25 protein-coding genes are annotated in these 25,147 nt (G+C 70.4%); 21 read left to right on the top strand and 4 right to left on the bottom strand.

Going from position 1 to position 25,147, the window contains the following annotated elements:
- Positions 1-28 precede the first annotated feature (28 nt).
- From ACZ7G1_RS23980 to ACZ7G1_RS23970, 3 genes are all read left to right on the top strand, one after another.
- Positions 29-727: an HAD family hydrolase gene (locus ACZ7G1_RS23980; protein WP_470875685.1), complete on the top strand. Its 699-nt coding sequence runs from the start codon at positions 29-31 to the stop codon at positions 725-727.
- Between the two features lie 465 nt (positions 728-1,192).
- Positions 1,193-2,785: an ABC transporter substrate-binding protein gene (locus tag ACZ7G1_RS23975; protein ID WP_470875686.1), complete on the top strand. Its 1,593-nt coding sequence runs from the start codon at positions 1,193-1,195 to the stop codon at positions 2,783-2,785.
- A gap of 77 nt (positions 2,786-2,862) precedes the next feature.
- A complete protein-coding gene (locus ACZ7G1_RS23970) occupies positions 2,863-4,446 on the top strand; it encodes an ABC transporter substrate-binding protein (RefSeq protein ID WP_470875688.1) in 1,584 nt (527 codons plus the stop codon).
- 84 nt (positions 4,447-4,530) lie between these two features.
- On the opposite strand, the gene ACZ7G1_RS23965 is transcribed toward ACZ7G1_RS23970, so the two are convergent.
- On the bottom strand, positions 4,531-5,205 hold the full coding sequence (locus ACZ7G1_RS23965; protein ID WP_470875690.1) for a response regulator: 675 nt from the start codon (positions 5,203-5,205) through the stop codon (positions 4,531-4,533).
- Between the two features lie 10 nt (positions 5,206-5,215).
- Complete coding sequence (locus tag ACZ7G1_RS23960; RefSeq protein WP_470875692.1) at positions 5,216-6,118, bottom strand: RecB family exonuclease; 903 nt, start codon at positions 6,116-6,118, stop codon at positions 5,216-5,218.
- A gap of 180 nt (positions 6,119-6,298) precedes the next feature.
- Between ACZ7G1_RS23960 and ACZ7G1_RS23955 the strand changes: the two genes are divergently transcribed.
- The 3 genes from ACZ7G1_RS23955 to ACZ7G1_RS23945 all read left to right on the top strand — a co-directional run bounded on the left by ACZ7G1_RS23955 (position 6,299) and on the right by ACZ7G1_RS23945 (position 9,348).
- On the top strand, positions 6,299-7,432 hold the full coding sequence (locus tag ACZ7G1_RS23955) for a site-2 protease family protein (RefSeq protein ID WP_470875846.1): 1,134 nt from the start codon (positions 6,299-6,301) through the stop codon (positions 7,430-7,432).
- Positions 7,433-7,583: 151 nt separating this feature from the next.
- A complete protein-coding gene (locus ACZ7G1_RS23950; protein WP_015032448.1) occupies positions 7,584-8,471 on the top strand; it encodes a tRNA (adenine-N1)-methyltransferase in 888 nt (295 codons plus the stop codon).
- A gap of 301 nt (positions 8,472-8,772) precedes the next feature.
- Complete coding sequence (locus tag ACZ7G1_RS23945) at positions 8,773-9,348, top strand: hypothetical protein (protein WP_470875694.1); 576 nt, start codon at positions 8,773-8,775, stop codon at positions 9,346-9,348.
- A 4-nt stretch (positions 9,349-9,352) separates the two neighbouring features.
- Here the strand turns inward: ACZ7G1_RS23945 and ACZ7G1_RS23940 are convergent, their stop codons facing one another.
- Complete coding sequence (locus ACZ7G1_RS23940; RefSeq protein WP_402464293.1) at positions 9,353-9,664, bottom strand: ferredoxin; 312 nt, start codon at positions 9,662-9,664, stop codon at positions 9,353-9,355.
- 240 nt (positions 9,665-9,904) lie between these two features.
- Between ACZ7G1_RS23940 and arc the strand changes: the two genes are divergently transcribed.
- The 5 genes from arc to prcA all read left to right on the top strand — a co-directional run bounded on the left by arc (position 9,905) and on the right by prcA (position 15,544).
- Positions 9,905-11,671, top strand: a complete 1,767-nt coding sequence (gene arc / locus ACZ7G1_RS23935) for a proteasome ATPase (RefSeq protein WP_017241687.1) — start codon at positions 9,905-9,907, stop codon at positions 11,669-11,671.
- A gap of 181 nt (positions 11,672-11,852) precedes the next feature.
- The gene (gene dop, locus ACZ7G1_RS23930; protein ID WP_470875695.1) at positions 11,853-13,364 is read left to right on the top strand and encodes a depupylase/deamidase Dop; all 1,512 of its coding nucleotides are present in this window, start codon (positions 11,853-11,855) and stop codon (positions 13,362-13,364) included.
- A gap of 160 nt (positions 13,365-13,524) precedes the next feature.
- Entirely contained in the window at positions 13,525-13,737 is a 213-nt protein-coding gene (locus ACZ7G1_RS23925) for a ubiquitin-like protein Pup (RefSeq protein ID WP_053194491.1), read from the top strand.
- A gap of 162 nt (positions 13,738-13,899) precedes the next feature.
- A complete protein-coding gene (prcB, locus tag ACZ7G1_RS23920) occupies positions 13,900-14,739 on the top strand; it encodes a proteasome subunit beta (protein WP_470875698.1) in 840 nt (279 codons plus the stop codon).
- A 52-nt stretch (positions 14,740-14,791) separates the two neighbouring features.
- Entirely contained in the window at positions 14,792-15,544 is a 753-nt protein-coding gene (gene prcA / locus ACZ7G1_RS23915; RefSeq protein ID WP_470875700.1) for a proteasome subunit alpha, read from the top strand.
- A 98-nt stretch (positions 15,545-15,642) separates the two neighbouring features.
- On the opposite strand, the gene ACZ7G1_RS23910 is transcribed toward prcA, so the two are convergent.
- On the bottom strand, positions 15,643-16,662 hold the full coding sequence (locus ACZ7G1_RS23910; protein ID WP_470875702.1) for a LacI family DNA-binding transcriptional regulator: 1,020 nt from the start codon (positions 16,660-16,662) through the stop codon (positions 15,643-15,645).
- A gap of 124 nt (positions 16,663-16,786) precedes the next feature.
- On the opposite strand from ACZ7G1_RS23910, the gene ACZ7G1_RS23905 reads away from it, so the two are divergent.
- The 10 genes from ACZ7G1_RS23905 (at position 16,787) to tatC (ending at position 25,047) form a co-directional block, all read left to right on the top strand.
- The gene (locus ACZ7G1_RS23905; RefSeq protein ID WP_470875704.1) at positions 16,787-18,061 is read left to right on the top strand and encodes an MFS transporter; all 1,275 of its coding nucleotides are present in this window, start codon (positions 16,787-16,789) and stop codon (positions 18,059-18,061) included.
- Positions 18,062-18,130: 69 nt separating this feature from the next.
- Positions 18,131-19,492: a Pup--protein ligase gene (gene pafA / locus ACZ7G1_RS23900; protein ID WP_470875706.1), complete on the top strand. Its 1,362-nt coding sequence runs from the start codon at positions 18,131-18,133 to the stop codon at positions 19,490-19,492.
- 118 nt (positions 19,493-19,610) lie between these two features.
- Positions 19,611-20,549, top strand: coding sequence for an FKBP-type peptidyl-prolyl cis-trans isomerase (locus tag ACZ7G1_RS23895; protein WP_470875708.1), 939 nt, complete (start codon positions 19,611-19,613; stop codon positions 20,547-20,549).
- A 43-nt stretch (positions 20,550-20,592) separates the two neighbouring features.
- Positions 20,593-20,973, top strand: coding sequence for an FKBP-type peptidyl-prolyl cis-trans isomerase (locus ACZ7G1_RS23890; RefSeq protein ID WP_470875710.1), 381 nt, complete (start codon positions 20,593-20,595; stop codon positions 20,971-20,973).
- A gap of 141 nt (positions 20,974-21,114) precedes the next feature.
- Positions 21,115-22,071 carry a helix-turn-helix transcriptional regulator gene (locus ACZ7G1_RS23885; protein ID WP_470875712.1) on the top strand — a complete coding sequence of 319 codons (957 nt, stop codon included), beginning with the start codon at positions 21,115-21,117 and terminating at the stop codon, positions 22,069-22,071.
- Positions 22,072-22,087: 16 nt separating this feature from the next.
- Positions 22,088-23,041, top strand: coding sequence for a helix-turn-helix transcriptional regulator (locus ACZ7G1_RS23880; RefSeq protein WP_470875714.1), 954 nt, complete (start codon positions 22,088-22,090; stop codon positions 23,039-23,041).
- 49 nt (positions 23,042-23,090) lie between these two features.
- Positions 23,091-23,354, top strand: coding sequence for a hypothetical protein (locus ACZ7G1_RS23875; protein WP_470875716.1), 264 nt, complete (start codon positions 23,091-23,093; stop codon positions 23,352-23,354).
- A gap of 13 nt (positions 23,355-23,367) precedes the next feature.
- A complete protein-coding gene (locus ACZ7G1_RS23870; protein WP_470875718.1) occupies positions 23,368-23,565 on the top strand; it encodes a hypothetical protein in 198 nt (65 codons plus the stop codon).
- A 186-nt stretch (positions 23,566-23,751) separates the two neighbouring features.
- The gene (gene tatA, locus ACZ7G1_RS23865; RefSeq protein WP_470875720.1) at positions 23,752-24,039 is read left to right on the top strand and encodes a Sec-independent protein translocase subunit TatA; all 288 of its coding nucleotides are present in this window, start codon (positions 23,752-23,754) and stop codon (positions 24,037-24,039) included.
- 105 nt (positions 24,040-24,144) lie between these two features.
- Positions 24,145-25,047 carry a twin-arginine translocase subunit TatC gene (tatC, locus tag ACZ7G1_RS23860; RefSeq protein ID WP_470875848.1) on the top strand — a complete coding sequence of 301 codons (903 nt, stop codon included), beginning with the start codon at positions 24,145-24,147 and terminating at the stop codon, positions 25,045-25,047.
- The last annotated feature ends 100 nt before the right edge of the window (positions 25,048-25,147 follow it).

Genomic DNA, 25,147 nt, shown 5'->3' with positions numbered 1-25,147 from the left:
TTCTCGTCCCTCCATGGAGGTGTGCCGGATGACCAGTACGGTCCCCGCGTCCCTGTTCCGTACGAACGGCAGCTCCGCCCTGCAGGCGGTCTTCCTCGACATGGACGGGACCCTCGTCGACACGGAGGGCTTCTGGTGGGACGCGGAGGTCGAGGTCTTCGCCGACCTCGGACACCGGCTCGACGAGGCCTGGCGGGACATCGTCGTCGGCGGCCCGATGACCCGCAGCGCGGGCTACCTCATCGAGTCCACCGGCGCCGACATCACCCTCGAAGAGCTCACCGTGCTGCTCAACGAGAAGTTCGAGCAGCGCATCGACCACGGCGTCCCGCTCATGCCGGGCGCCGAGCGGCTGCTCGCCGAGCTGGCACGGCACTCCATCCCGACCGCCCTGGTCTCCGCCTCGCACCGGCGGATCATCGACCGGGTCCTCGCCTCGCTCGGCCGCGACCGCTTCACGCTGACCGTCGCGGGCGACGAGGTGATCCGCACCAAGCCGCACCCCGAGCCCTATCTGACGGCCGCCCGCGGGGTCGGGGCCGACCCGGCGCTGTGCGCCGTCATCGAGGACACGGCGACCGGTGTGGCGGCCGCCGAGGCCGCCGGCTGCCGGGTCGTCGCGGTGCCCTCGGTCGCCCCGATCGCGGAGTCTCCCGGCCGGGTGGTCGTGCGCTCCCTCGAAGAGGTCGACGTGCCTTTCCTGCGTACCCTCATCTCCGGAATCTGAGCTTTATCTGAGCTTTCCCCGGCGGGAATCCGCATTCCCGCCGGGATTCGGCCAGGCCATTCACCGGGACGGCATTCCCGTGACGTTCGTCACGCAGAGTGCCCACCGGCGGGTGGCCTGTTCGCGTTCCGCGTCCGAAATAGGGGTGTTCTGTTGCCCTCATGTGTCCCGGTTCGCTCCCGCGCGTCCCCGTCGTACCACCGCATGACTATCGGGAACCCCGCATTCATGAACACGGTGAGGCAGCGGCCCCGGCCCTCCGCGGTCCGGCAATAGCGGCGCCGCCCACTAATCTTTCGCGAGTACTTCGCCGTATAACCGCGTGCACCGGCGCACACCCAAGCAGCCGTGAGCACAGGACCGATCGCAACACCCGGCCCGATCGCTCCCGCCCCGACCGGGCGGCCGGCGGCGGAGTTCCCACTGACCGCTGTACCCCAGTGCCGGATGAGGAGATCGTCCCTGATGAACCGCAAGACCCTGGTGCTGCCGGCCGTGGCCGGACTGCTCGCCCCTCTGCTCGCCGCCTGCGGAGGAACGGAGGACGGCGCCGCGGGCATCGTCGTCGGCACCACGGACCAGTTCATCGCCACCGAGGACGCCCCCGCGCCGCTCGACCCGGCCTTCGCCTACGACACCGGCGCCTGGAACATCCTCCGGCAGACCGTCCAGACCCTGATGCACACCCCCCGCGGCGGCGGCGAGCCCGTCCCCGAGGCCGCCCAGAGCTGCGGATTCACCGACAAGGCCAGCGAGAGCTACCGCTGCAAGCTCCGCTCCGGCCTCACCTTCGCCGACGGCACCCCCGTCACCGCCGAGGACGTCAAGTACTCCATCGAGCGCGTCCTGAAGATCAAGTCGGACAACGGAACGGCCGCGCTCCTCGCGAACGTCGACACCGTCGAGACCCAGGGCACCGACGGCATCGTCTTCCACCTCAAGAGCCCCGACGCCACCTTCCCGTACAAGCTCTCCACCCCCGTCGCCGGCATCCTCAGCAAGGACAAGTACGCCGCCGACAAGCTCCGCGACGGCTTCGACGTCGACGGCTCGGGGCCGTACACCCTGAAGGTCGAGCGCGAGGGCGACAAGGCCACCCGCTTCGTCTTCACCAAGAACCCGTCCTACAAGGGCGACATCACCCTGCGCAACGACAAGGTCGAACTGCGCCCCTACGCCGACGCCGGCGCCATGGGAGACGCCCTCGAGAGCGACGACATCGACATGATGGCCCGCTCCCTGTCGCAGAAGCAGATCAAGGACCTCACCGAGACGCCCAAGCAGGGCATCGAGGTCACCGAGGTCCCCGGCCTCGAGATCCGCTACCTCGGCTTCAACACCGAGGCCCCCTCCGTCGAGGAGAAGGCCGTCCGCCAGGCCATGGCGTCCGTCGTCGACCGCGGCGCCCTGGTCAACCTCGTCTACGGCCCCACCGCCGAGCCGCTCTACTCGCTGATCCCCTCCAGCATCACCGGCCACGCCACCCCCTTCTTCGACGAGTACGGCGAGCCCGACGCCACCCGCGCGGCCAAGATCCTCAAGGACGCGGGCGTCAAGACGCCGGTCAAGGTGACCCTGAACTACACCACCGACCACTACGGCGCCGAGACCGCCCAGGAGTTCGAGGCGATCAAGAAGCAGCTCGTCGCCTCGGAACTCTTCGACGCCACCGTCAAGGGCGCCGAGTGGTCCGAGTTCCGCACCGCCCAGAAGCGCGGCGACTACGCCGTCTACGGCCTGGGCTGGTTCCCGGACTACCCGGACCCCGACAACTACGTCGCGCCCTTCCTCGACAGCGACAACTTCCTCAACACCCCCTACGTGAACAAGGTCGTCCGCGACCAGCTCATCCCGCGCTCGCGCCGGCTGGCCGACCGCAACGCGGCGAGCCCGGTCTACGCGCAGATCCAGAAGATCGTCGCCGAGGACGTGCCCGTCCTGCCGCTGTGGCAGGGCAAGCAGTACGTCGCCGCGCGCGACGACCTCAACGGGGTCGAGTACGCCCTCAACACCTCCTCCGACCTGCTGCTCTGGGAACTGGGCCGCGGCACCGTCTAACCCCTTGTCCGGATCGGTGGTACCGGCCGCGCACCCGCGCGCGGCCGGTCTGACATAGAGATCAAGAGGCACGTTCTGTGAAGGCACACAACAAGTGGCTGACGGCCCCGCTCGCCGCGGGCCTGTCCGCCGCGCTCCTCAGCGGCTGCGGCACCGAGCAGGGCGGCGGCTCCGACGGCGCCGGCGCGGGCGTGCGGGTCGGCATGTCCGACGAGATCCTGGCCACCGATCCGGCCGCCGGTTACGACCCCGGCTCCTGGCTGCTGTTCAACAACGTCTTCCAGTCCCTGCTCGCCTTCCCCAAGGGCGGCTTCGCGCCCGAGCCCGAGGCCGCCGACAAGTGCGGCTTCTCCGGTGGGAGCAAGATCTACACCTGCACCCTGCGGGACGGCCTCACCTTCTCGAACGGCAACAAGCTCACCTCGGAGGACGTCAAGTACTCCTTCGAGCGGGCCCTCAAGATCGACGACCCCTCCGGCCCGGCGCCGCTGCTCTCCACCATCGACAAGATCGAGACCCCGGACGCGCGGACCGTCGTCTTCCACCTCAAGGTCCCCGACGCGACCTTCCCCCAGAAGATCGCCTCCGGCGCCGGCTCCATCGTCGACCACACCGAGTACCCCGCCGACGCGCTGCGCACCGACGGCAAGGCCGTCGGCTCCGGCCCCTACAAGCTGGACTCCCTCAGCGACAGCGAGGCCGTCTTCTCCGGCAACTCCGGCTACCACGGCCTCGCCCGGCCCAAGAACAACCGGATCACCCTCAAGCTGTACCAGGGTGACCGCGCGGCCCTCGCCAAGGCCCTCGGCGACGGCGACGTCGACGTGGCCTACCGAGGCCTCTCCGCCGACGACATCGCCGCCCTCGAAGCCTCCGACACCACGGACGACAAGGGCATCGAGGTCATCCAGGGCAGCAGCGCCGAGGTCCAGCACCTCGTCTTCAACATGAAGGACCCGGTCGTCGGCAAGCTCGGCGTCCGCAAGGCCATCGCCCACCTGGTCAACCGCGAGGCCCTCGTCGAGCACGTCTACAAGTCGACGGCCACCCCGCTCTACTCGATCGTCCCGACCGGCATCGCCGGCCACAACACCGCCTTCTACGACACCTACGGCACCCCCGACGCGGCCAAGGCCAAGAAGGCCCTGCGCTCCGCCGGGATCACCGAGAAGGTCAAGCTCACCCTCTGGTCCACCCCGAGCCGCTACGGCCCCGCCACCGACCAGGAGCTGAAGGCCATCGCCGGCCAGCTCAACGAAAGCGGCCTCTTCGACGCCGACGTCAAGTCCGTCGCCTACGACCAGTACGAGAAGGACATCGCGGCCGGCAAGTACGGCGTCTACGTCAAGGGCTGGGTCCCCGACTACCCGGACGCCGACAACTTCACCTCCCCGTTCTTCGGCGAGGGCAACGTCCTCGGCAACCACTACGAGAACACCGCCATCACCGGCCGCCTCCTCCCGGAGACCGCCGCCATCACCGACCGCGCCGCCACCAGCAAGGAGTACGGGGAGCTCCAGGACCTCGTCGCCGAGGAACTCCCCATCCTCCCGCTCTGGCAGGGCAAGCAGTACGCCGTCTCCCGCGACGACATCACCGGCCTGGAATGGACCCTCGACGCGTCCACCGTCTTCCGCTTCTGGGAGATCCGGAAGGGCTGAGGCCCCCGCCGCACGGGACACGGGAAGGGCCCGGCACGCACCACGCGCGCCGGGCCCTCCCCGTACCCCTGGACCGCCGTCGGGCTACGAGGTGCCGCCGGGGCGCACCAGACCGCTCTCGTACGCGTACACCGCGGCCTGCACCCGGTCGCGCAGCCCCAGCTTCGTCAGCACATGGCCCACATGCGTCTTGACCGTCGTCTCGCTGACGAACAGGTCCGCCGCGATCTCCGCGTTCGACAGGCCCCGCGACACCAGCTTCAGCACCTCGACCTCACGCTCGGTCAGGGTGCTCAGCGTGTCCGGCATCCGCTCCTCGCCCGTCGGCAGATGCGCCGAGTACTTGTCGAGGAGCCGGCGCGTGATCGACGGCGCCAGCATCGCCTCGCCCGCCGCTACCACCCGGATCGCCTGCACCAGCTCGTTCGCCGGGGCGTCCTTCAGGAGGAAACCGCTGGCACCGGCCCGCAGCGCCTCCACCACGTACTCGTCGAGGTCGAAGGTGGTCAGCACCAGCACCTTCGCCGGACCGTCCCGGCCCGGGCCGGTGATCTGCCGGGTCGCCTCCACCCCGTCCATCCGCGGCATCCGGATGTCCATCAGCACCACGTCCGGCTGGAGCGCGCGCACCTGCTCCTGCGCCTGGAGACCGTCCCCGGCCTCACCCACCACCGCGATGTCCTGCTCCGCCTCCAGAATCATCCGGAAACCGGTGCGCAGCAGCGGCTGATCGTCGACCAAGAGGACGCGAATCGTCACAAGGGCTCCTTCACGGGGCGGGCTGGGCCGGGTCCATTCTGCCCTGACCCGATTCGCCCGACTCCGGCGGGCGCGCGGAAACGATCTTCAGCGGATAGACCGGGGGAGTCCCCCCGAACTCCGGACAGACCGCCTGGTGGTCGCACCAGCCGCACAGCTTCGTCGGACGCGGCCGCCAGTCACCCGTCTCCGTCGCCAGACGGATCGCGTCCCACAGCGCCAGGAGCTTCCGCTCCACCCGCAGCAGATCCGCTTCCACCGGGTCGTACGTCAGCACGTCCCCGCTGCCCAGGTACACCAGCTGGAGCCGGCGCGGCAGCACCCGGCGCAGCCGCCAGACCACCAGCGCGTAGAACGTCATCTGGAACAGCGCGCCGTCCCGGTACTCGGGCCGGGGCGCCTTCCCCGTCTTGTAGTCCACGATCCGCACGTCACCCGAGGGCGCCACGTCGATCCGGTCGATCACCCCGCGCAGCCGCAGCCCCGAATCCAGCTCCGTCTCCACGAACAGCTCACGCTCGGCCGGCTCCAGACGCGAGGGGTCCTCCAGCGTGAACCACCGCTCCACCAGCCGCTCCGCCTCGCCGAGCCACCCCGCGAGCCGCTCCCCACCGGGATCCTCCGCGAACAGCTCGGCCAGCTCCGGCTTCGATTCGAGCAGCCGGTCCCACTGGCCCGGCACCATCGCCTTCGCCCGCGGCGCCGTCCGGTCCGCCGCCGGATCGTCGAAGAGCCGCTCGAGCACCGCGTGCACCAGCGTGCCCCGGGTCGCCGCCGGACTCGGCTTCTCCGGCAGCCGGTCGATCACCCGGAACCGGTACAGCAGCGGACACTGCATGAAATCGCTCGCCCGCGAAGGCGACAACGACATGGGCGCCCGGGGCTCCGCCGGCACCTGCTCGCTCGTACTCATGACGAAGACCCTACGACCCGCCACCGACATCGCGCGGAATACCATCGACCCGGGACCCCGTCGCACTGCATGATCGAACCGTGACGCACCGACGCGGGTCACACCACGCGACGAAAGGAACCCGTGAACCAGGACGAGCCCAAGCCGCAGCGGACCGAGGAGCCCGGCGGCGGGATCCTCATGGGCCGCCCCTTCGGCGTGCCCGTCTACGTCGCCCCCAGCTGGTTCCTCGTCGCCGCCCTCATCACCTGGGTCTTCGGCGACCAGATCGAGCGCGTCCTGCCCGAACTCGGCGCGGCCCGCTACCTCGTCTCCCTCTTCTTCGCCGTCGCCTTCTACGCCTCCGTGCTCGTCCACGAACTGGCCCACACCATCGCCGCGCTCCGCTTCAAGCTCCCGGTGCGCCGCATCCAGCTCCAGTTCTTCGGCGGCGTCTCCGAGATCGAGAAGGAGACCGAGACCCCCGGCCGCGAATTCGTCCTCGCGTTCGTCGGCCCGCTCCTCTCCCTCGTCCTCTCCGGCGTGTTCTACCTCTCCCTGTACGCCGTCGAGCCCGGCACCGTCCCCGGCGTCCTGCTCGCCGGACTGATGATCTCCAACCTGATCGTCGCCGCCTTCAACCTGCTCCCCGGCCTCCCGCTCGACGGCGGCCGCATGCTGCGCGCCGTCGTCTGGAAGATCACCGGCAAGCCCATGAGCGGCACCGTCGCCGCCGCCTGGGTCGGCCGCGCCCTCGCCGTCCTGGTCCTCGTCGGCCTGCCCCTGCTCACCCGCACCGGCCTCTTCGGCACCGCCACCGACGACATCAGCGGCTTCACCACCGTCACCGACGCCCTGCTCGCCGCGATCCTCGCCGCGATCATCTGGACCGGCGCCGGCAACAGCCTCCGCATGGCCCGGCTCCGCGAGCACCTCCCCGAGCTCCGCGCCCGCGTCCTCACCCGCCGCGCCATCCCCGTCGAGGCCACCACCCCCCTCTCCGAGGCCCTCCGCCGCGCCAACGAGGCCGGCGCCCGCGCCCTCGTCGTCGTCGACGGCAACGGCGAACCCACCGGCATCGTCCGCGAGACCGCCATCGCCGCCGTCCCCCAGCACCGCCGCCCCTGGGTCCCCGTCAGCACCCTCGCCCAGGACATCGCCGACGGCATGCGGGTCCCCGCCGAGCTCACCGGCCAGCCCCTCCTCGACCACCTCCGCGCCAGCCCCGCCACCGAGTACCTCGTCGTCGAGGACACCGGCGAGATCTACGGCGTCCTCGCCACCACCGACGTCGAGCGCGCCTTCGTCAAGGCCATGGCACGACCGTCCTCGTAACCCCGGTACACGGCTTCCGAGCCGCAGGGCCGCGGCGGCGCCGAAAGGGAGAGCGCGCGGAGGCCGTGAGGAACGAGCGGCCGAGCACGGTCGACTGTCGGCGCCGCCTGGAGCGGACCGGAGGCGAGGAAGCCCTTGATAGGCTGTTCACATGTCCGAACCGACCGGTGCCGCCCGCCGACGCGGGCCCTTCAAGGTCGGGGACCAGGTTCAGCTGACCGACCCCAAGGGCCGTCACTACACGTTCACGCTCGAAGAGGGAAAGAACTTCCACACCCACAAGGGTTCCTTCCCGCACGACGAACTGATCGGCGCCCCCGAGGGCAGCGTTGTCCGTACCACCGGAAACGTCGCCTACCTCGCGCTGCGCCCCCTGCTCCCCGACTACGTCCTGTCCATGCCCCGCGGCGCAGCCGTGGTCTACCCGAAGGACGCGGGTCAGATCCTCGCCTTCGCCGACATCTTCCCCGGCGCGCGCGTCGTCGAGGCGGGTGTGGGCTCCGGCTCGCTCAGCAGCTTCCTGCTCCGCGCCATCGGCGACAGCGGCATGCTGCACTCCTACGAGCGCCGTGAGGACTTCGCGGAGATCGCGAAGGGCAACGTCGAGCGCTACTTCGGCGGCCCGCACCCCGCGTGGCAGCTGACCGTGGGCGACCTCCAGGACAACCTGTCCGACACCGACGTCGACCGCGTCATCCTGGACATGCTCGCCCCCTGGGAGTGCCTGGAGGCCGTCTCCAAGGCGCTCGTCCCCGGCGGCATCCTCTGCTGCTACGTGGCGACCACCACCCAGCTCGCGCGCACCGTGGAGTCCATCCGCGAGTTCGGCTGCTACGCCGAGCCGCAGCCGTGGGAGTCCATGATCCGCAACTGGCACGTCGAGGGCCTCGCCGTCCGCCCCGATCACCGCATGATCGGCCACACCGGCTTCCTCGTCACCGCCCGCCGTCTCGCGGACGGGGTCGAGCCCCCGATGCGTCGCCGCCGCCCCGCCAAGGGCGCCTACGGCGAGGACTACGAAGGCCCCAACAAGGGCTGACGTCCCGACATCCACTCAGCGCCGCCGTCGAGTTCCCCGCCCCGGCAGGGAACTCGACGGCGGCGTCCTCATGTTCACGCCGGGAGACCCCCGGTGGCCGGATCCACGCGAGGGCGCGAGTCCCCCCGGTAGCCGGACCCACGTGGGCACGTGAGTCCTCCCGGTGGCCGGATCCACGCGGGCGCGTGAGTCCCGCCGGGGAGCGGCCGCACGCTGCCGACCCCGCCTGTTCCTTCGCCCTGTGACGTGTGGCACGATGCCGGGACACCCCGTGGCACCACCCCGTCAGGAGACGTCTCGCGTGCAGCACTCCGCCGCCCCGGAACTCGCGGACCTCGCGCACACCCAGGCCACGCCGGCCCACTGGTTGATCACCGCCACCGCGACGGCCGCCGTCGTCGCCCTCGCGGGCCTGCTCCAGCCCGGCCCGGCCGACGCCACCGCGGCACCGCGGCCCGCGCGTCCCGCGCCCGCTCCCGAGGCCGCCGGAGCGGACTACCCCCTGGAGTGCGGGGGAGCACCCCGTACGGTCGCGAAGCGGGTCACCGGCGACCTCGACGGGGACGGAAACCCCGAGACCGTTGCGGTCGTGCACTGCGAAGCCGGCTCGGGAAACCCGCCGCACGGCGTGTACGTGCTCACCCGCGGCAAGGAGAAGGGCGCCCCCGCGCGCGTGGTGGCCACGCTCGTCGACCCCGCGCTGCACCGGAACGTCGGCGAGCTCGCCGTACGCGACGGAGCCGTGCACGCCACGCTGCTCGGCTACTCGACGCTCGACGTGCCCCGCTGCTGCCCCGACGAGAAGGAGCAGGTCAGCTGGCGCTGGGAGGGCGGCGCCTTCGTGCGCGACAGCCGGGCCGCCGCGCTCGGCGCCTGACCCGTCACTCCGCGTCGGGCCCGTACACCTCGACCCGGTCCGCGACCCTGCGGACGTGGATGCAGTCGCCCGGGCACTCCTTGGCGGAGTCCACCACGTCCTGGAGCAGCGTCAGCGGCACCGGGGTGGTCGCGCCCACGTCCTGGAGCAGTTCGTCGTCGGCGCTCTTCACATAAGCGAGCCCGTCGATGTCGAGCTCGAAGACCTCCGGCGCGTACTGCGCGCAGATCCCGTCCCCGGTGCACAGGTCCTGGTCGATCCAGACTTCCAGCGCCTCCTCGGCGCCCGTCGCCGGGGCCTCGTGCTGCACGGTCATATCTCCTGCCGTTTCTGCTTTGCGCGGTAAGTCGGGCCACCCCTGACGGGTGTTGGCCAAAGACGACGATACAACCGCCCGCTTTCAAGCGGTGAAGGGTGGGTATTCCCCTGGCGAGAGGGGAAGCGCAAGGGTGAAGATCGGACACACCCCGGAGTCTTTTTGATCTAGGGGTTTCAATCATCACCCACGCAGGTAGGGTCAGGAAGCGTCCAGCTCCCCCTGGAGGAGGTGAGGACCGTGGCAGCCCACGACGACGACATCAACCGCGGCATCCGGCCCGGGCGAGGGTCTGAGGACCCCGCCGGACAGGTTGCCTATCTCGAGCAGGAAATCGCCGTCCTGCGCCGCAAGCTCGCCGACTCTCCGCGACACACGAGGATTCTCGAAGAGCGGATCGTCGAGCTGCAGACCAGCCTGGCCGGCGTGTCCGCACAGAACGAACGACTCGCGAACACGCTCCGTGAAGCCCGCGACCAGATCGTGGCCCTCAAGGAGGAGGTCGACCGGCTCGCGCAGCCGCCGGCCGGCTTCGGAGTCTTCCTGCAGGCCAACGAGGACGGCACCTGCGACATCTTCACCGGGGGCCGCAAGCTCCGGGTGAACGTCAGCCCCAGCATCGAGCTCGAAGAGCTCAAGCGCGGCCAGGAAGTCATGCTCAACGAGGCGCTCAACGTGGTCGAGGCCATGGAGTTCGAGCGCGCCGGGGACATCGTCACCCTCAAGGAGATCCTCGAGGACGGCGAGCGCGCCCTGGTGGTCGGGCACACCGACGAGGAGCGGGTGGTGAGGCTCGCCGAGCCTCTGCTGGACGTCACCATCCGCGCCGGCGACGCCCTGCTGCTCGACTCCCGCTCCGGCTACGTCTACGAGGTCGTCCCCAAGAGCGAGGTCGAAGAGCTCGTTCTGGAAGAGGTCCCGGACGTCGACTACGACAAGATCGGCGGTCTGGGCAACCAGATCGAGCTGATCCGCGACGCGGTCGAGCTCCCGTACCTCTACCCGGACCTCTTCAAGGAGCACGAACTGCGGCCGCCCAAGGGCATCCTGCTCTACGGCCCGCCGGGCTGCGGCAAGACGCTGATCGCGAAGGCCGTGGCCAACTCCCTGGCCAAGAAGGTCGCCGAGGTGACCGGCCAGCCCGCGGGGAAGTCCTACTTCCTCAACATCAAGGGCCCCGAGCTCCTCAACAAGTACGTCGGCGAGACCGAGCGGCACATCCGCCTCGTCTTCCAGCGTGCCCGGGAGAAGGCGAGCGAGGGCACCCCCGTCATCGTCTTCTTCGATGAGATGGAATCCCTCTTCCGCACCCGCGGATCCGGTGTCAGCTCGGACGTGGAGAACACCATCGTCCCGCAGCTGCTCGCCGAGATCGACGGTGTGGAGGGCCTGGAGAACGTCATCGTCATCGGCGCCTCCAACCGCGAGGACATGATCGACCCCGCGATCCTGCGGCCCGGCCGGCTCGACGTCAAGATCAAGATCGAGCGTCCGGACGCGGAGGCGGCGAAGGACATCTTCGCGAAGTACCTGACGGCGAACCTCCCGCTGCACTCGGACGACATTTCCGAGCACAGCGGCTCCAAGGCCGCCGCCGCCCACGGAATGATCCAGTCCGTCGTCGAGCAGATGTACGCGGAGTCCGAGGAGAACCGCTTCCTCGAAGTCACGTACGCGAACGGCGACAAGGAAGTCCTCTACTTCAAGGACTTCAACTCCGGAGCGATGATCCAGAACATCGTCGACCGGGCCAAGAAGATGGCCATCAAGGCCTTCCTCGACCACAACCAGAAGGGCATCCGGGTCTCCCACCTCCTCCAGGCCTGCGTGGACGAGTTCAAGGAGAACGAGGACCTGCCCAACACCACCAACCCGGACGACTGGGCCCGCATCTCCGGAAAGAAGGGCGAGCGGATCGTGTTCATCCGCACCCTCGTCACCGGAAAGCAGGGCGCGGACACCGGACGCTCCATCGACACGGTGGCCAACACCGGTCAGTACCTGTAAGAACGCGAACCGGCTGCGGATGTCCGGAAACGGGGCATCCGCAGCCGTCGCATTCCATCGGCATTTCTCCCGGCAGCCCGGGAAATACCGCAAGTGATCTCCCCAGCAGCGCGGAGCCGCTCTAGGCTCTTCGGTAACGCCGAGTCGCGCACTGTGAGCGACGCCGGGCAAGGAGGGCCGCATGACCGTACGGCGAGTAATGGGCATCGAGACGGAATACGGGATCTCCGTCCCGGGACACCCGAACGCCAATGCCATGCTCACCTCGTCCCAGATCGTCAACGCCTACGCGGCGGCGATGCACCGGGCGCGCCGTGCCCGCTGGGACTTCGAGGAGGAGAACCCGCTGCGGGACGCCCGCGGCTTCGACCTCGCCCGCGAGGTCGCCGACTCCAGCCAGCTCACCGACGAGGACATCGGCCTGGCCAATGTGATCCTCACCAACGGTGCGCGGCTCTACGTCGACCACGCCCACCCCGAGTACAGCTCGCCCGAGGTCACCAATCCGCGGGACGCCGTCCTCTGGGACAAGGCCGGCGAGCGGATCATGGCCGAGGCGGCCGTGCGCGCCGCCCAGCTGCCCGGGGCCCAGCCCATCCACCTCTACAAGAACAACACCGACAACAAGGGCGCCTCCTACGGCACGCACGAGAACTACCTGATGAAGCGGGAGACCCCCTTCTCGGACATCGTGCGCCACCTGACCCCCTTCTTCGTCTCCCGCCAGGTCGTGACCGGCGCGGGCCGGGTCGGCATCGGGCAGGACGGCCGGGAGAACGGCTTCCAGATCAGCCAGCGCGCCGACTACTTCGAGGTCGAGGTCGGCCTGGAGACCACCCTCAAGCGGCCCATCATCAACACCAGGGACGAGCCGCACGCCGACGCCGAGCGCTACCGCCGGCTCCACGTGATCATCGGCGACGCGAACCTGTCGGAGATCTCGACCTACCTCAAGCTGGGCACCACCGCGCTCGTCCTGTCGATGATCGAGGACGGGTTCATCACCGTCGACCTCGCCGTCGACCAGCCGGTACGGACCCTCCACCACGTCTCGCACGACCCGGACCTGCGGTACCTGGTGACGCTCCGCAGCGGCCGGACACTCACCGCCGTACAGCTCCAGATGGAGTACTTCGAGCTGGCCAGGAAGTACGTGGAGGAACGCTACGGCGCCGACGCGGACGAGCAGACCATGGACGTCCTCACGCGCTGGGAGGACACCCTCAACCGGCTCGAGAACGACCCCATGAGCCTGTCGGGCGAGCTCGACTGGATCGCCAAGCGGGAGCTCATGGAGGGCTACCGGCGCCGCGACGGCCTGGACTGGGACGCGCCCCGGCTGCACCTGGTGGACCTCCAGTACGCGGACGTGCGCCCCGAGAAGGGCCTCTACAACCGTCTGGTGGCCCGCGGGCGCATGAAGCGGCTCCTGGACGACGCAGAGGTGCTGCGGGCCGAGACGGCGCCGCCGGAGGACACCAGGGCCTACTTCCGTGGCCGGTGCCTCGAGCAGTACGCGGACGACGTCGCCGCGGCCTCCTGGGACTCGGTGATCTTCGACCTGCCGGGCCGGGATTCGCTCCAGCGCGTCCCCACCATGGAACCGCTGCGCGGCACGAAAGCCCACGTGAAATCGCTGTTGGACCGCTGCCGCACGGCGGAGGAACTCGTCCGCGTGCTTTCCGGCGGCTGAACCGGGGCCCCGACAGGGGCCTGAAATACCCCGGCACTGGGAATCATGGAATCAGTGCCCGGACGTTGTGGAAACTGCGGGGCCGAAGTCGGACCCGCCCTATAGGGTCTGATCTTGTACGGACTCGACCGAGCGGGCCGAATCGAGCGGGGTGAGGGATATGGCGACCAAGGACACCGGCGGCGGACAGCAGAAGGCGACGCGTTCCACTGAGGAGGTCGAGGAGACCACCACGGAGGCGAGCTCCGACCTCCAGGAACGCCAGGAGAAGCTGAGCGAGGACGTGGACTCCGTCCTGGACGAGATCGACGACGTCCTGGAGGAGAACGCCGAGGACTTCGTCCGGAGCTTCGTGCAAAAGGGCGGCCAGTAGCCGCTTCGCGCGCCTGTAGACCTTCCGTCCCCGGAGCCCCGGCGAAAGCCGTGGGCCCGGGGACGGATGACAGGCGGTGGCACGGGTATGGTCCGTGCACAGCAACCAAGATCGCCCCGCGCTTCGCACGGCGGGCCGACTCTCCCACCCGGAAGGAATCGCGTGGAAGCCAACCCTCGTAGCACCGGGCGTCTGCCGGCGGCCTTCCTGACGCCGGGCTCGTCCTCCTTCATGGACTTCCTGGCGGATCACTCGCCGGCGCTGCTCCCGGGCAACCGGAAGCTCCCGGAGGGCGTCGTCGAGGCCCCGCACGGCACGACCATCGTGGCGGCCACCTTCCCCGGCGGGGTCGTCCTCGCCGGTGACCGGCGGGCCACCATGGGCAACATGATCGCGCAGCGGGACATCGAGAAGGTGTTCCCCGCGGACGAGTACTCCGCGGTCGGCATCGCCGGCACCGCCGGCCTCGCCGTGGAGATGGTCAAGCTGTTCCAGCTGGAGCTGGAGCACTTCGAGAAGGTGGAGGGCGCGACGCTCTCCCTGGAGGGCAAGGCGAACCGTCTCTCCACCATGATCCGCGGCAACCTCGGCATGGCGATGCAGGGACTGGCCGTCGTGCCGCTCTTCGCGGGCTGGGACGAGGGCAAGGAGAAGGGCCGGATCTTCTCGTACGACGTGACCGGCGGCCGCTCCGAGGAGCACGGCTTCGCCGCCACGGGCTCCGGCTCGATCTTCGCGCGCGGTTCGATGAAGAAGCTGTACCGCGCCGACCTGACCGAGGAGCAGGCCACCACCCTGGTCGTGCAGGCGCTGTACGACGCGGCGGACGACGACTCGGCGACCGGCGGGCCCGACATGGCGCGCAGGATCTTCCCGATCGTCACCGTCATCACCGACGAGGGCTTCCGCAGGCTCAGCGAGGCCGAGTCCTCCGCGCTGGCCCGATCGGTCACCGAGCGGCGACTCGAGCAGCCCGACGGGCCGCGCGCCGCCCTGCTCTGACCGTTCGTCGCCCGCAGAAGCCCTTCAGACCGGAAGAAAGGGACGGTAGCCGGTGTCCACGCCGTTCTATGTCTCACCCCAGCAGGCCATGGCCGACCGGGCCGAGTACGCCCGCAAGGGCATCGCCCGGGGCCGCAGCCTCGTCGTCCTCCAGTACACCGACGGCATCGTCTTCGTCGGCGAGAACCCGTCGCGCGCACTCCACAAGTTCAGCGAGATCTACGACCGGATCGGCTTCGCCGCCGCCGGCAAGTACAACGAGTACGAGAACCTCCGCATCGGCGGTGTGCGCTACGCCGACCTGCGGGGCTACACCTACGACCGGGACGACGTCACCGCGCGCGGCCTGGCCAACGTCTACGCCCAGACGCTCGGCACGATCTTCTCCAGCGCGGGGGAGAAGCCCTACGAGGTGGAGCTCGTCGTCGCCGAGGTCGGCACCGATCCGGAGGGCGACCAGATCTACCGGCTGCCGCACGACGGCTCGATCGTCGACGAGCACGGCTCGGTCGCGGTCGGCGGCAACGCGGAGCAGATCAGCTCCTTCCTGGACCAGCGGCACCGGGACGGCATGTCCCTGGCCGAGGCCCTGAAGCTGGCCGTACAGGCCCTCTCGCGGGACACCAACGGCACCGAGCGGGAGATCCCCGCGGAGCGTCTGGAGGTGGCGGTCCTGGACCGTACGCGCCCGCAGCAGCGCAAGTTCAAGCGGGTCGTCGGCCGTCAGCTGTCCCGTCTCCTGGAGGCGGACAACGCGGCCCTGACGAAGACGGACGAGCCCTCGGACGAGGCTCCCGAGGAGTAGGGGCTCCCGAGGAACAGCGGTTCCGGCCCGGAGGGGCCCCGGTCCACGAGGACCGGGGCCCCTCCGGCACGTGACGGCCACGGAGGGCCGTGACGGCCTCAGACGGCCGGTGCGGGCCCGGAGGAGCCGCGGACGGCCAGGGTGACGGGGAGGTCGTCCGGGCGCGGCGGTTCGCCCGCGAGGACGGCGAGGAGGGCCGCCATGCCGCGCTCGCCGATGCGCTCGGCGGGCAGCGAGACGGTGGTCAGCTCGGGCTCGACGGCGGTCGCGAGCGCGAGGTCGTCGAAGCCGGTGACCGAGACGTCCTCCGGGACCCGGAGCCCCAGGCGCCGCAGGGCCTTGCAGGCACCGGCCGCGAGGATGTCGTCGTCGCAGACGAGGGCGGTGGGGCGCGGACCCGGCGCCCTGAGGGCGTGCTCGGTGGCGGCCATCGCGCCGTGCACGTCCAGGGGCGCGCGGACGGTCCGTACGGACACGCCGGCGAGGGACTCGGCGAGCGCGGCGGCCCGGACGTCGAAGGTCCAGGAGGGCACGGCCGAGGCGAGGTGGACGAAGCGCCGGTGGCCGAGGGCGAGCAGGTGGCCGGTGACCTGGCGCATGCCGTCGGCGATGTCGAGGTTCACATGGGCGGCGGCGCCGGGGTCCGCGGGATCGCTGTCGAGCATGACGAGCGGCAGGTCGGTGCCCCGGAAGGCGGTCAGGGCGTCCGAGGCCATCGAGGAGGCGATGACCCCGTCGAGGGCCGCCCGGGCGGAGGCGAAGGGGTCCCTGGCGGGCCCGACGCCGTCGGGGGAGGGGTACAGGACGACGCCGAAGCCGTGCCGGGCCGCGACGGTCGCCGCGCCGGTGTAGACCCGGGCGAAGAACTCGTTGGTGAGCGCCGGGACGACGAGCAGCGCGGTACGGGTGTGGCCGAGGCGGAGGTTGCGGGCGGCGAGGTTGGGCCGGTAGCCGAGCTCGCGGGCGGCCTCCCGCACGGTGTCGGCGGTGCGCTCGGAGACCCGGCCGCGCCATTTGTCGCCGAGCACGAGGGAGACGGTGGCCTGCGAGACCCCCGCGGTCCGGGCGACGTCCCGGCTGGTCGGGCGCGTGCCGCCGAGCGGCTCCGGGGTCTGCACACAAGCCTCCGCGTCGGACGGTCCCTGGACGCGGGGTGGACCCGCGTGCTGCCGACATGGTACGTATGACCTCGCACGTTATACGTAAAACCTCGGCCGGGTTCCGAGGTGAGGGGAGACCGACATGGCCACCGAGGCCACGGCACACGGCGGCTATCTCGACATACTCCGGGCGCCGCACGCGGCCCGGCTGCTCACCGGCACCCTCGTGGGGCGCCTGCCCAACGGCATCGGCCCCATCGCCGTGACCCTCTTCGTCCGCGACCAGGGCGGCAGCTACACGCTCGCCGGCGGCCTCATCGCCGCCTACGGCGTCGCCACCGCCATCGGCCAGCCGCTCCTCGGCCGCGCCGTCGACCTCAAGGGCCAGCTCCGCGTCCAGCTGCCCGCCGCGGTCCTCTCCGCCCTCGGCATGGCCCTGCTCGCCCTCGTCGGCATCGGGAACCTCCCCCTCGCCTACGTGGCCGTCGTCCTCGCCGGACTCTTCACCCCGCCCCTGGAAGGCGGCCTGCGGGCCCTGTGGCCCAGCGTCCTCGGCCGCGAGGACCGGGTCCACCGCGCCTACGCCCTGGACGCCGTCGCCCAGGAGGTCATGTTCACCGTCGGGCCCCTGCTGCTCACGCTGCTCGTCGCCCTCTGGTCGCCCGCCGCCGCGCTCCTCGTCGTCAACGCCCTCGGCGTCCTCGGCGCCCTCAGCGTCGTCCTCTCCCAGCCCTCCCGCGCCTGGCGCTCCGCGCCCCGCGAGGCGCACTGGCTGGGCGCCCTGCGCTCGCCCGGACTCCTCGCGCTGCTCGGCTCCTTCTTCTTCGTCGGGCTCGCGCTCGGCTCCATCACCGTCGCCGCCGTCGCCTACGCCGACGACCGGGGCAACCCGTCCGTCTACGGCTGGCTGATGGCCGCGCTCGGCCTCGGCGCCCTCCTCGGCGGCGTCGCCTACGGCGCCCGCCCGTGGGCCGGCGCGCCCGAGAAGCGCCTGCGGGTCCTCGTGCTGCTCCTCGCGGTCTGCTACCTCCCGCTCACCCTCACCCCCGGACCCGTCGCCATGACCGGCCTCTCGGTCCTCTCCGGCGTCTTCCTGGCCCCCGCCCTCGCCTGCGCGTTCATCGTCGTCGACCGGCACGCCCCGACCGGCACCGTCACCGAGGCCTTCTCCTGGCTCGTCACGACCTTCGGCGTCGGCGCGGCCCTGGGCTCCGCGGTCGCCGGACCCGCCGTCGAACTCGCCGGGACCCCGACCGGTTTCGCCGTCGCCGGCGCGGGCGGCCTGGTCGCCTTCCTCGTCCTCCTCGCCACGGGCCGGGTCCTGCGGGCCCCGCTCGCCCCGGCCGCACCGGACGCGCGACACGCCGTCGCCGCGGGCGGCCCCGCCCCCGTACACGCCGAAAAGAACGCGCACTGATCGGAAAATGATCGAAACGGGAACGTCCAACCCGGTTTCAGCACAGGCCGTCAGGCGTAATGTTCAGACATGGACCGCCGCATTTTCGGGCTGGAGAACGAGTACGGCGTCACGTGCACGTTCAGGGGACAGCGCCGACTGTCTCCTGACGAAGTGGCGCGCTACCTCTTCCGCCGTGTCGTGTCATGGGGCCGCAGCAGCAATGTCTTCCTGCGGAACGGCGCCCGCCTGTACCTCGACGTGGGTTCGCATCCGGAATACGCCACACCGGAATGCGACAACGTGACCGAACTGGTCACCCACGACAAGGCCGGCGAGCGCATTCTCGAAGGCCTTCTCGTCGACGCCGAACGCCGCCTGCACGAGGAGGGAATCGCCGGCGACGTCTACCTCTTCAAGAACAACACCGACTCGGCCGGAAACTCCTACGGCTGCCACGAGAACTATCTCGTCGCCCGCCACGGAGAGTTCTCCCGGCTCGCGGACATCCTCATTCCCTTCCTCGTCACCCGGCAGCTCATCTGCGGTGCGGGCAAGGTCCTCCAGACCCCGCGCGGCGCGGTCTTCTGCGTCTCCCAGCGTGCCGAGCACATCTGGGAGGGCGTCAGCTCCGCGACCACCCGCTCGCGGCCCATCATCAACACCAGGGACGAGCCGCACGCCGACGCCGAGCGCTACCGCCGGCTCCACGTCATCGTCGGCGACTCCAACATGTCGGAGACGACCATGCTGCTCAAGGTCGGCGCCACCGACCTGGTGCTCCGCATGATCGAGGCCGGCACCGTGATGCGCGACCTGACCCTGGAGAACCCCATCCGGGCGATCCGCGAGGTCAGCCACGACATCACCGGCCAGCGCAAGGTCCGGCTCGCCAGCGGCCGCGAGGCCTCCGCCCTGGAGGTCCAGCGCGAGTACTACGACAAGGCCGTGGACTTCGTCGACCGGCGCGGCATCCGCACCGGCACCGTCGCCCAGGTCCTCGAACTGTGGGGCCGTACGCTCGACGCGATCGAGAGCGAGCAGCTCGACCGCATCGAGACCGAGATCGACTGGGTCATGAAGCACCGGCTCATCGAGCGCTACCGGGCCAAGCACAACATGACCATGTCGAACCCGAGGGTCGCTCAGATAGACCTCGCCTACCACGACATCCACCGCCGTCGTGGGCTCTACTACCTGCTCCAGAAGAACGGGCAGGCGGCGCGGATCTGCAACGACCTGAAGATCTTCGAGGGCAAGTCGGTGCCCCCGCAGACCACTCGGGCCCGGCTCCGCGGCGACTTCATCCGCCGTGCCCAGGAGCAGCGCAGGGACTTCACCGTCGACTGGGTGCACCTCAAGCTCAACGACCAGGCGCAGCGCACCGTGTTGTGCAAGGACCCGTTCCGCTCCGTCGACGACCGGGTCGAAAAGCTGATCGCCGGAATGTAAGACCAGGTCGTACGCACCCCAGGGCCCCGCACCTTTCCCGTGCGGGGCCCTCCCCGTGACAGGAGGGTCCCCTAGAGTGTCGGCACAACTACTGTGCCGTCTGAGATCTGAGGAACACGTGCGCCGACTTGCCGGCCTTCTCGTCGTCCCGCTGCTGCTGCTCTCCACAGCGGCGTGCGGCAGCGACGACAAGGGCTCCGATTCCGCCTCGATGAAGAACGGACTGCCCGCCATCACCGCGGGCGCCAAGTTCGGGGAGAAGCCGACCCTCTCCAAGGGCGAGGGCGACCCGCCCAAGGAACTGAAGGTCAACGTCATCAGCGAGGGCAAGGGCGCGGTGACGAAGAAGGGCGACGCGCTCCAGGTGAACTACCTGGGCCAGGCCTGGGACTCCACCACCCCCTTCGACAACAGCTTCGACCGCGGCCAGCCGTTCGACCTCACGCTGGGTGCCGGCCAGGTCATCAAGGGCTGGGACCAGGGTCTCGAAGGCCAGAAGGTCGGCAGCCGCATCGAGATCGGCATCCCGCCGGAGCTCGGCTACGGCGCGCAGGGCCAGGGCGACATCAAGCCCAACGCCACGCTTGTCTTCGTCGTCGACATCCTGAAGGCCGTCACGATCCCGAAGTCCGCCACCGGCACCCCGGTCGCCCAGGACAACAAGGACCTGCCCAAGGTCGGCACCAACACCGACGGCAAGGCCCCCTCGCTGACGGTCCCCAAGGTCGACCCGCCGACCAAGCTCGTCTCGAACTACGTCCTCGAGGGCAGCGGCGAGGCCGTCAAGGCCACCGACACGGTCGTCGTGAACTACGTCGCCTCCCTCTGGAAGGACGGCAAGGTCTTCGACTCGACCTACACCACCGGCAAGCCCGCGAACTTCCCGCTCGCGCAGCTCACGCTGAAGGGCCTCAAGGACGGTCTCGTCGGCAAGAAGATCGGTAGCCGCGTCCTCATCGTCGCCCCGCCGTCCGAGGCCTTCGGGAACGAGGAGAAGCAGGGCATCCCGAAGAACTCCACGCTGGTCTTTGCCGTGGACATCCTGACGAAGATGTAAGACTGTCCCGATCGCGCAGTACATCAGTATGAGGAGCAGTTCAGTGAGCATCGAGAAGCCCGAGATCGACTTCCCGGGTGGCGAGCCGCCGAAGGACCTGGAGATCAGGGACATCTGGGAGGGCGACGGCGAGGTAGCCGCCGCCAAGGACTTCGTCCAGGTCCACTACGTGGGTGTCGCCTTCTCCACCGGCGAGGAGTTCGACGCCTCCTGGAACCGCGGCAGCGCGCTCGAGTTCCAGCTCGGCGTCGGCCAGGTCATCCAGGGCTGGGACCAGGGTGTCCAGGGCATGAAGGTCGGCGGCCGCCGCGAGCTGATCATCCCCGCGCACCTCGCCTACGGCGACCGTGGTGCCGGCGGCGCCATCGCCCCGGGCGAGACGCTGATCTTCGTCTGCGACCTCGTGGGCGTGAAGAAGCGCTGACACCGGCGCCACCGCGGCCCCAGGGCCGCCTCAGGGGCCCCCGCCGTCCACGGCGGGGGCCCTCGGCTTTGGCCGCGACACTCCGGAGCGGTACGGTCGGACGTCCGAGAAGTGAACCCGCGGAAGAGGTGCAGGGCGTCGATGGCGATTGCCAAGTCCGAGCGGCTGATGAATCTCGCGCTGTGCCTGCTCGGGACGCGCCGACCGCTGAGCAAGCGCGAACTCCGCGGCTCCATCGAGGCCTACCTCGAAGCCTCCGGTGACGACGCCTTCAACCGCATGTTCGAGCGCGACAAGGACGACCTGCGCGAGCTCGGCCTGGTCATCGAGACCGTCGAGAACCTCGAAGGCGAGACCGGCTACCTCGCCCGCCGCGACTCCAACCGGCTGCCGCCCATCACCCTGGACGCCGAGGAGGCCGCAGCGCTCGGCCTCGCCGCCAAGGTCTGGCAGCAGGCCCGCCTCGCCGGCGCCGCCAGCGGCGCCCTCCAGAAGCTCCGCGCCGCCGGCATGCCCGAGGCCGAGGACTCGTACGAGAACCAGCCCAGCGCCCTCGAACCGCGCATCCCGGTCCACGAGGCCGCCTTCGAGCCGCTCATGCTGGCCTGCCGCGACCGCCGCCCCGTCGTCTTCGACTACCGCAAGGCCAACGCCGCCCGCCCCGAGACCCGCCAGGTCGAACCCTGGACCCTCGAATGCTGGCGCGGCCACTGGTACCTCGCCGGCTGGGACCGCGACCGCGGCGCCGAGCGCGTCTTCCGCCTCTCCCGGATCACCGGCAAGGTCCGCTCCCGCGCCGGCGCCTTCACCGCGCCCGTGCCGGACGTCGTCACCGTCCGCGAGACCGTCGAGACCTGGGCCGGCGAGACCGCGACCCGCACCGCCCGGATCCGGCTGCGCGCCGGCTGCGGCTACCCGCTGCGCGCCCGAGCCCTCTCCGTACAGGAGGGCACCGACGGGTGGGACGAGCTGGAGATCCCGTACGGACACGGTCTCGACGCCTGGCTCGTCGAGTTCGGCCCGGACGTCCTCGTACGGGAACCCGCGGATCTGCGGGCCGATGTGATCGAGCGGCTGCGCGCCGTGGCCAAGGGCTGAGGGGGAGACGAACCGCATGGCTGCCAACGCGATCGACCAGACGAGGCGGATGCTCTCCCTCGTCACCTACCTCCGCGAGCGCCCCGGCGCCCACGTCGCCGACGTCGCCCGCGCCTTCGGGATCACCGAGGACGAGCTGATCTCCGACCTGGACGTGCTGCCCATGTGCGGCACCAGCTTCCGCGGCGGCGACCTCCTCGACATCGACACCGACGGCGACCGGATCTGGTGGCACAACCCGGATGACGTCGCCGCCCCGCTGCGGCTCGCCGCCGACGAGGCCACCGCGCTCCTCGTCGCCGCCCGCGCCGTCGCCACCCTGCCGGGACTCCGCGAGAGCGACCGCGAGGCCCTGCTGCGCGCCACCGCGAAGCTGGAGGCCGCGGCCGGCGAGGCCGCCGGCGCCAGCTCCCGGCTCTCGGTCACCTTCGAGTCCGAAGGCGGCGTCTTCGCCGAGGTCGACCGGGCCATCTCCGAGCGCCGCCGCCTCTGGGTGCGCTACTACTCGCCCGCGCGCGACGAGCTCACCGAGCGCGAGGTCGACCCCATCCGGCTCTTCGCCGTCGGCCACACGTACATGGAGGCGTGGTGCCGGCTCTCCGAGGCGCGCCGCACCTTCCGGCTCGACCGCGTGGTCGAGATCCGCATCCTCGACGAGCACGCCGCCCCGCCCGAGCTGGAGCTGCGCGACCTCTCCGAGGGGCTCGTCCAGCCGTCCGCCGACGACCCGGAGGTCGTGGTCGAGGTCGGGCCCGGCGGCCGCTGGGTCGCCGAGTACTACCCGCACGACCGGGCCGACGAGCAGCCCGACGGCGGACTGCGGATCACCCTGCGCACCCCGGACCCCGCCTCGCTGCGCCGGCTCGCGCTCCGGCTCGGCAGCGACGGACGGATCGTCGCCCCGGCCGACCTCGCCGACAGCGCCAGGACGGCGGCCGCCGCCGCGCTCGCCGCGTACGAGGGAGTGTGACGGCTCTCGCGCCCGAGACGCCGTCACCGACGTACCCACAGTCAGAGAGATGAGGGAAGTGTCCGCGACGCACGGTCTTACGGCCACGATGGCCCCGGTCCTCTTCAAGGCGGCCTGCCCCGACTGCCGCTCCCGCTTCGAACTCGCCGCGGGCGCCCTGCGGCTGGCCATCGGCGGCAGCCGCCGTACCACCTTCTACTCCTTCACCTGCCCCGAGTGCGGGAGCGCGGTCCGCAAGCCCGCGGGCGAGCGCATCGTCGAACTCCTCACCGGCGGCGGGGTGCGCACCCTGCGGCTCCACACGAGCGTCTGAGTAGGCTCGGCACATGTTCTGGCCCATGCTCGCGATCGCCCTCGGTTTCCTCGGCATCGCCGTCCTCGGCGTCCTCGCCGTCAAGGTCTTCCTCGAAGTCCGGCGCCTCGGCCGCCAAGTGGCGCACACCACAGAGCGGATCAACCGGGCGGCCGAGGACCTGGAGACCGCTGCCGTCGACTTGGCCAGAACGGGCGAGTCACTGCGTTGACAGCGTGCCGTACCCTGCAGGAACGGGTCTCCAACCGGGCTCGGGCTACGCAATCGGGAGTATGCAAGGGCATTGCCCTGCGTTTACTCCTGCGGGTTACGATCGCTGGCAGCGCGGTGGCCGGACACACGTCCGACCCGCCGGGCACGCACTCCAATGTCGCCTCGGTGAAGAAGGTAAACAGCTATGGGTAGGCTCGGCCCCACCGAGATCATTCTGATCCTCGTCGTGATCATCCTTCTGTTCGGCGCCAAGAAGCTCCCGGACATGGCCCGCTCGCTGGGCAAGTCGGCCCGCATCCTCAAGAGCGAGGCCAAGGCGATGAAGTCGGACGACCAGCAGAGCGCCCCCGCCGACCCGCCGCAGGCCGGCACGGCGACGCAGGAGTCCGCGCCGCGCACCATCCAGGCGGCCCCCGGCGACGTGACCAGCTCGCGTCCCGTGGCCGAGCCCTCGGACACCACCAAGCGCTGACCCGGTCCGCCGCGGCCGCCGCACCGGGCGGCGGCCTGCCGCACGAGATGAGGACGTGGGTTGCCCAAGTCTGCCCGCAAGCAGGAGAAGGATCCCGAGGGCCGGATGCCCCTCGTGGAGCACCTGCGTGAACTCCGCAACCGACTGGCGAAGGGTCTCCTCGCCATCGCAGCGGTGACGATCGTCGCCCTCGCCTACAGCGAGGAGCTGATGCAGTTCCTGACGAAGTCGGTGCCCACCTGCGCACCGGGCGTCACCAGTGACGGCGGCAACTGCGCGATCGTCTCCTTCAACACGCTGATGGCCCCCTTCAGCACGACGATCCAGCTGTCGCTGACCGCGGGCCTCGTCGTCGCGAGCCCGGTCTGGCTCTACCAGCTGTGGGCGTTCGTCGCGCCCGGGCTGCACAAGAACGAGAAGAAGTACACGTACGCCTTCGTCGGCGCGGCCGTGCCGCTCTTCGCCGCGGGCGCGTACCTCGCGTACCTCATCCTCCCCGTCAGCGTGAAGGTCCTCATCAGCCTCACGCCCAGCGGCTCCGCGAACATCCTGTCGCTGAACGACGTCCTCGACTTCACCCTGCGCATGGTGCTCGTCTTCGGCCTCGCCTTCGAGCTCCCCCTCGTCCTGGTGATGCTGAACCTCACCGGCGTCCTCACCGGACGCCGCATGGCCGGCTGGTGGCGCGGCGTGATCATGGGCGTCTTCATCTTCGGCGCCGTCATCACCCCGACCACCGACCCCGTCGGCATGATCGCCCTCGCCGGGCCGATCACGATCCTGTACTTCGGGGCCGTCGGCTTCTCGCTCCTCAACGACCGGCGGCGCAGGCGCTCCAACCCGGACGCCGAACTCGACGACGACGAGGCCTCCTCGCTCGACCTCACGCCGGCCGCCGTGGGCGCCGTCGAACCCGTCACCGCCGCCCGCGCCCTGCCCGAGCAGGCCACCGGCGAGCCCGGCGGATCGAGCGCGCACCGGCTCAACGGCTACGACGACATCACCTGATCCCGTCACCGCCCGGTCCCCTCGGAAGTTCTTCCGGGGGGACCTCGCCGTTGTCCCCGGGCGCGCCTCCCGGGGGGACCCGTATCCCCTCGATAAAGAT

The sequence above is a fragment of the Streptomyces sp. NPDC037273 genome (assembly GCF_055603625.1).
The sequence above is the reverse complement of the archived record's forward strand: the minus strand, read 5'-3'. Positions and strand labels throughout refer to the sequence as shown.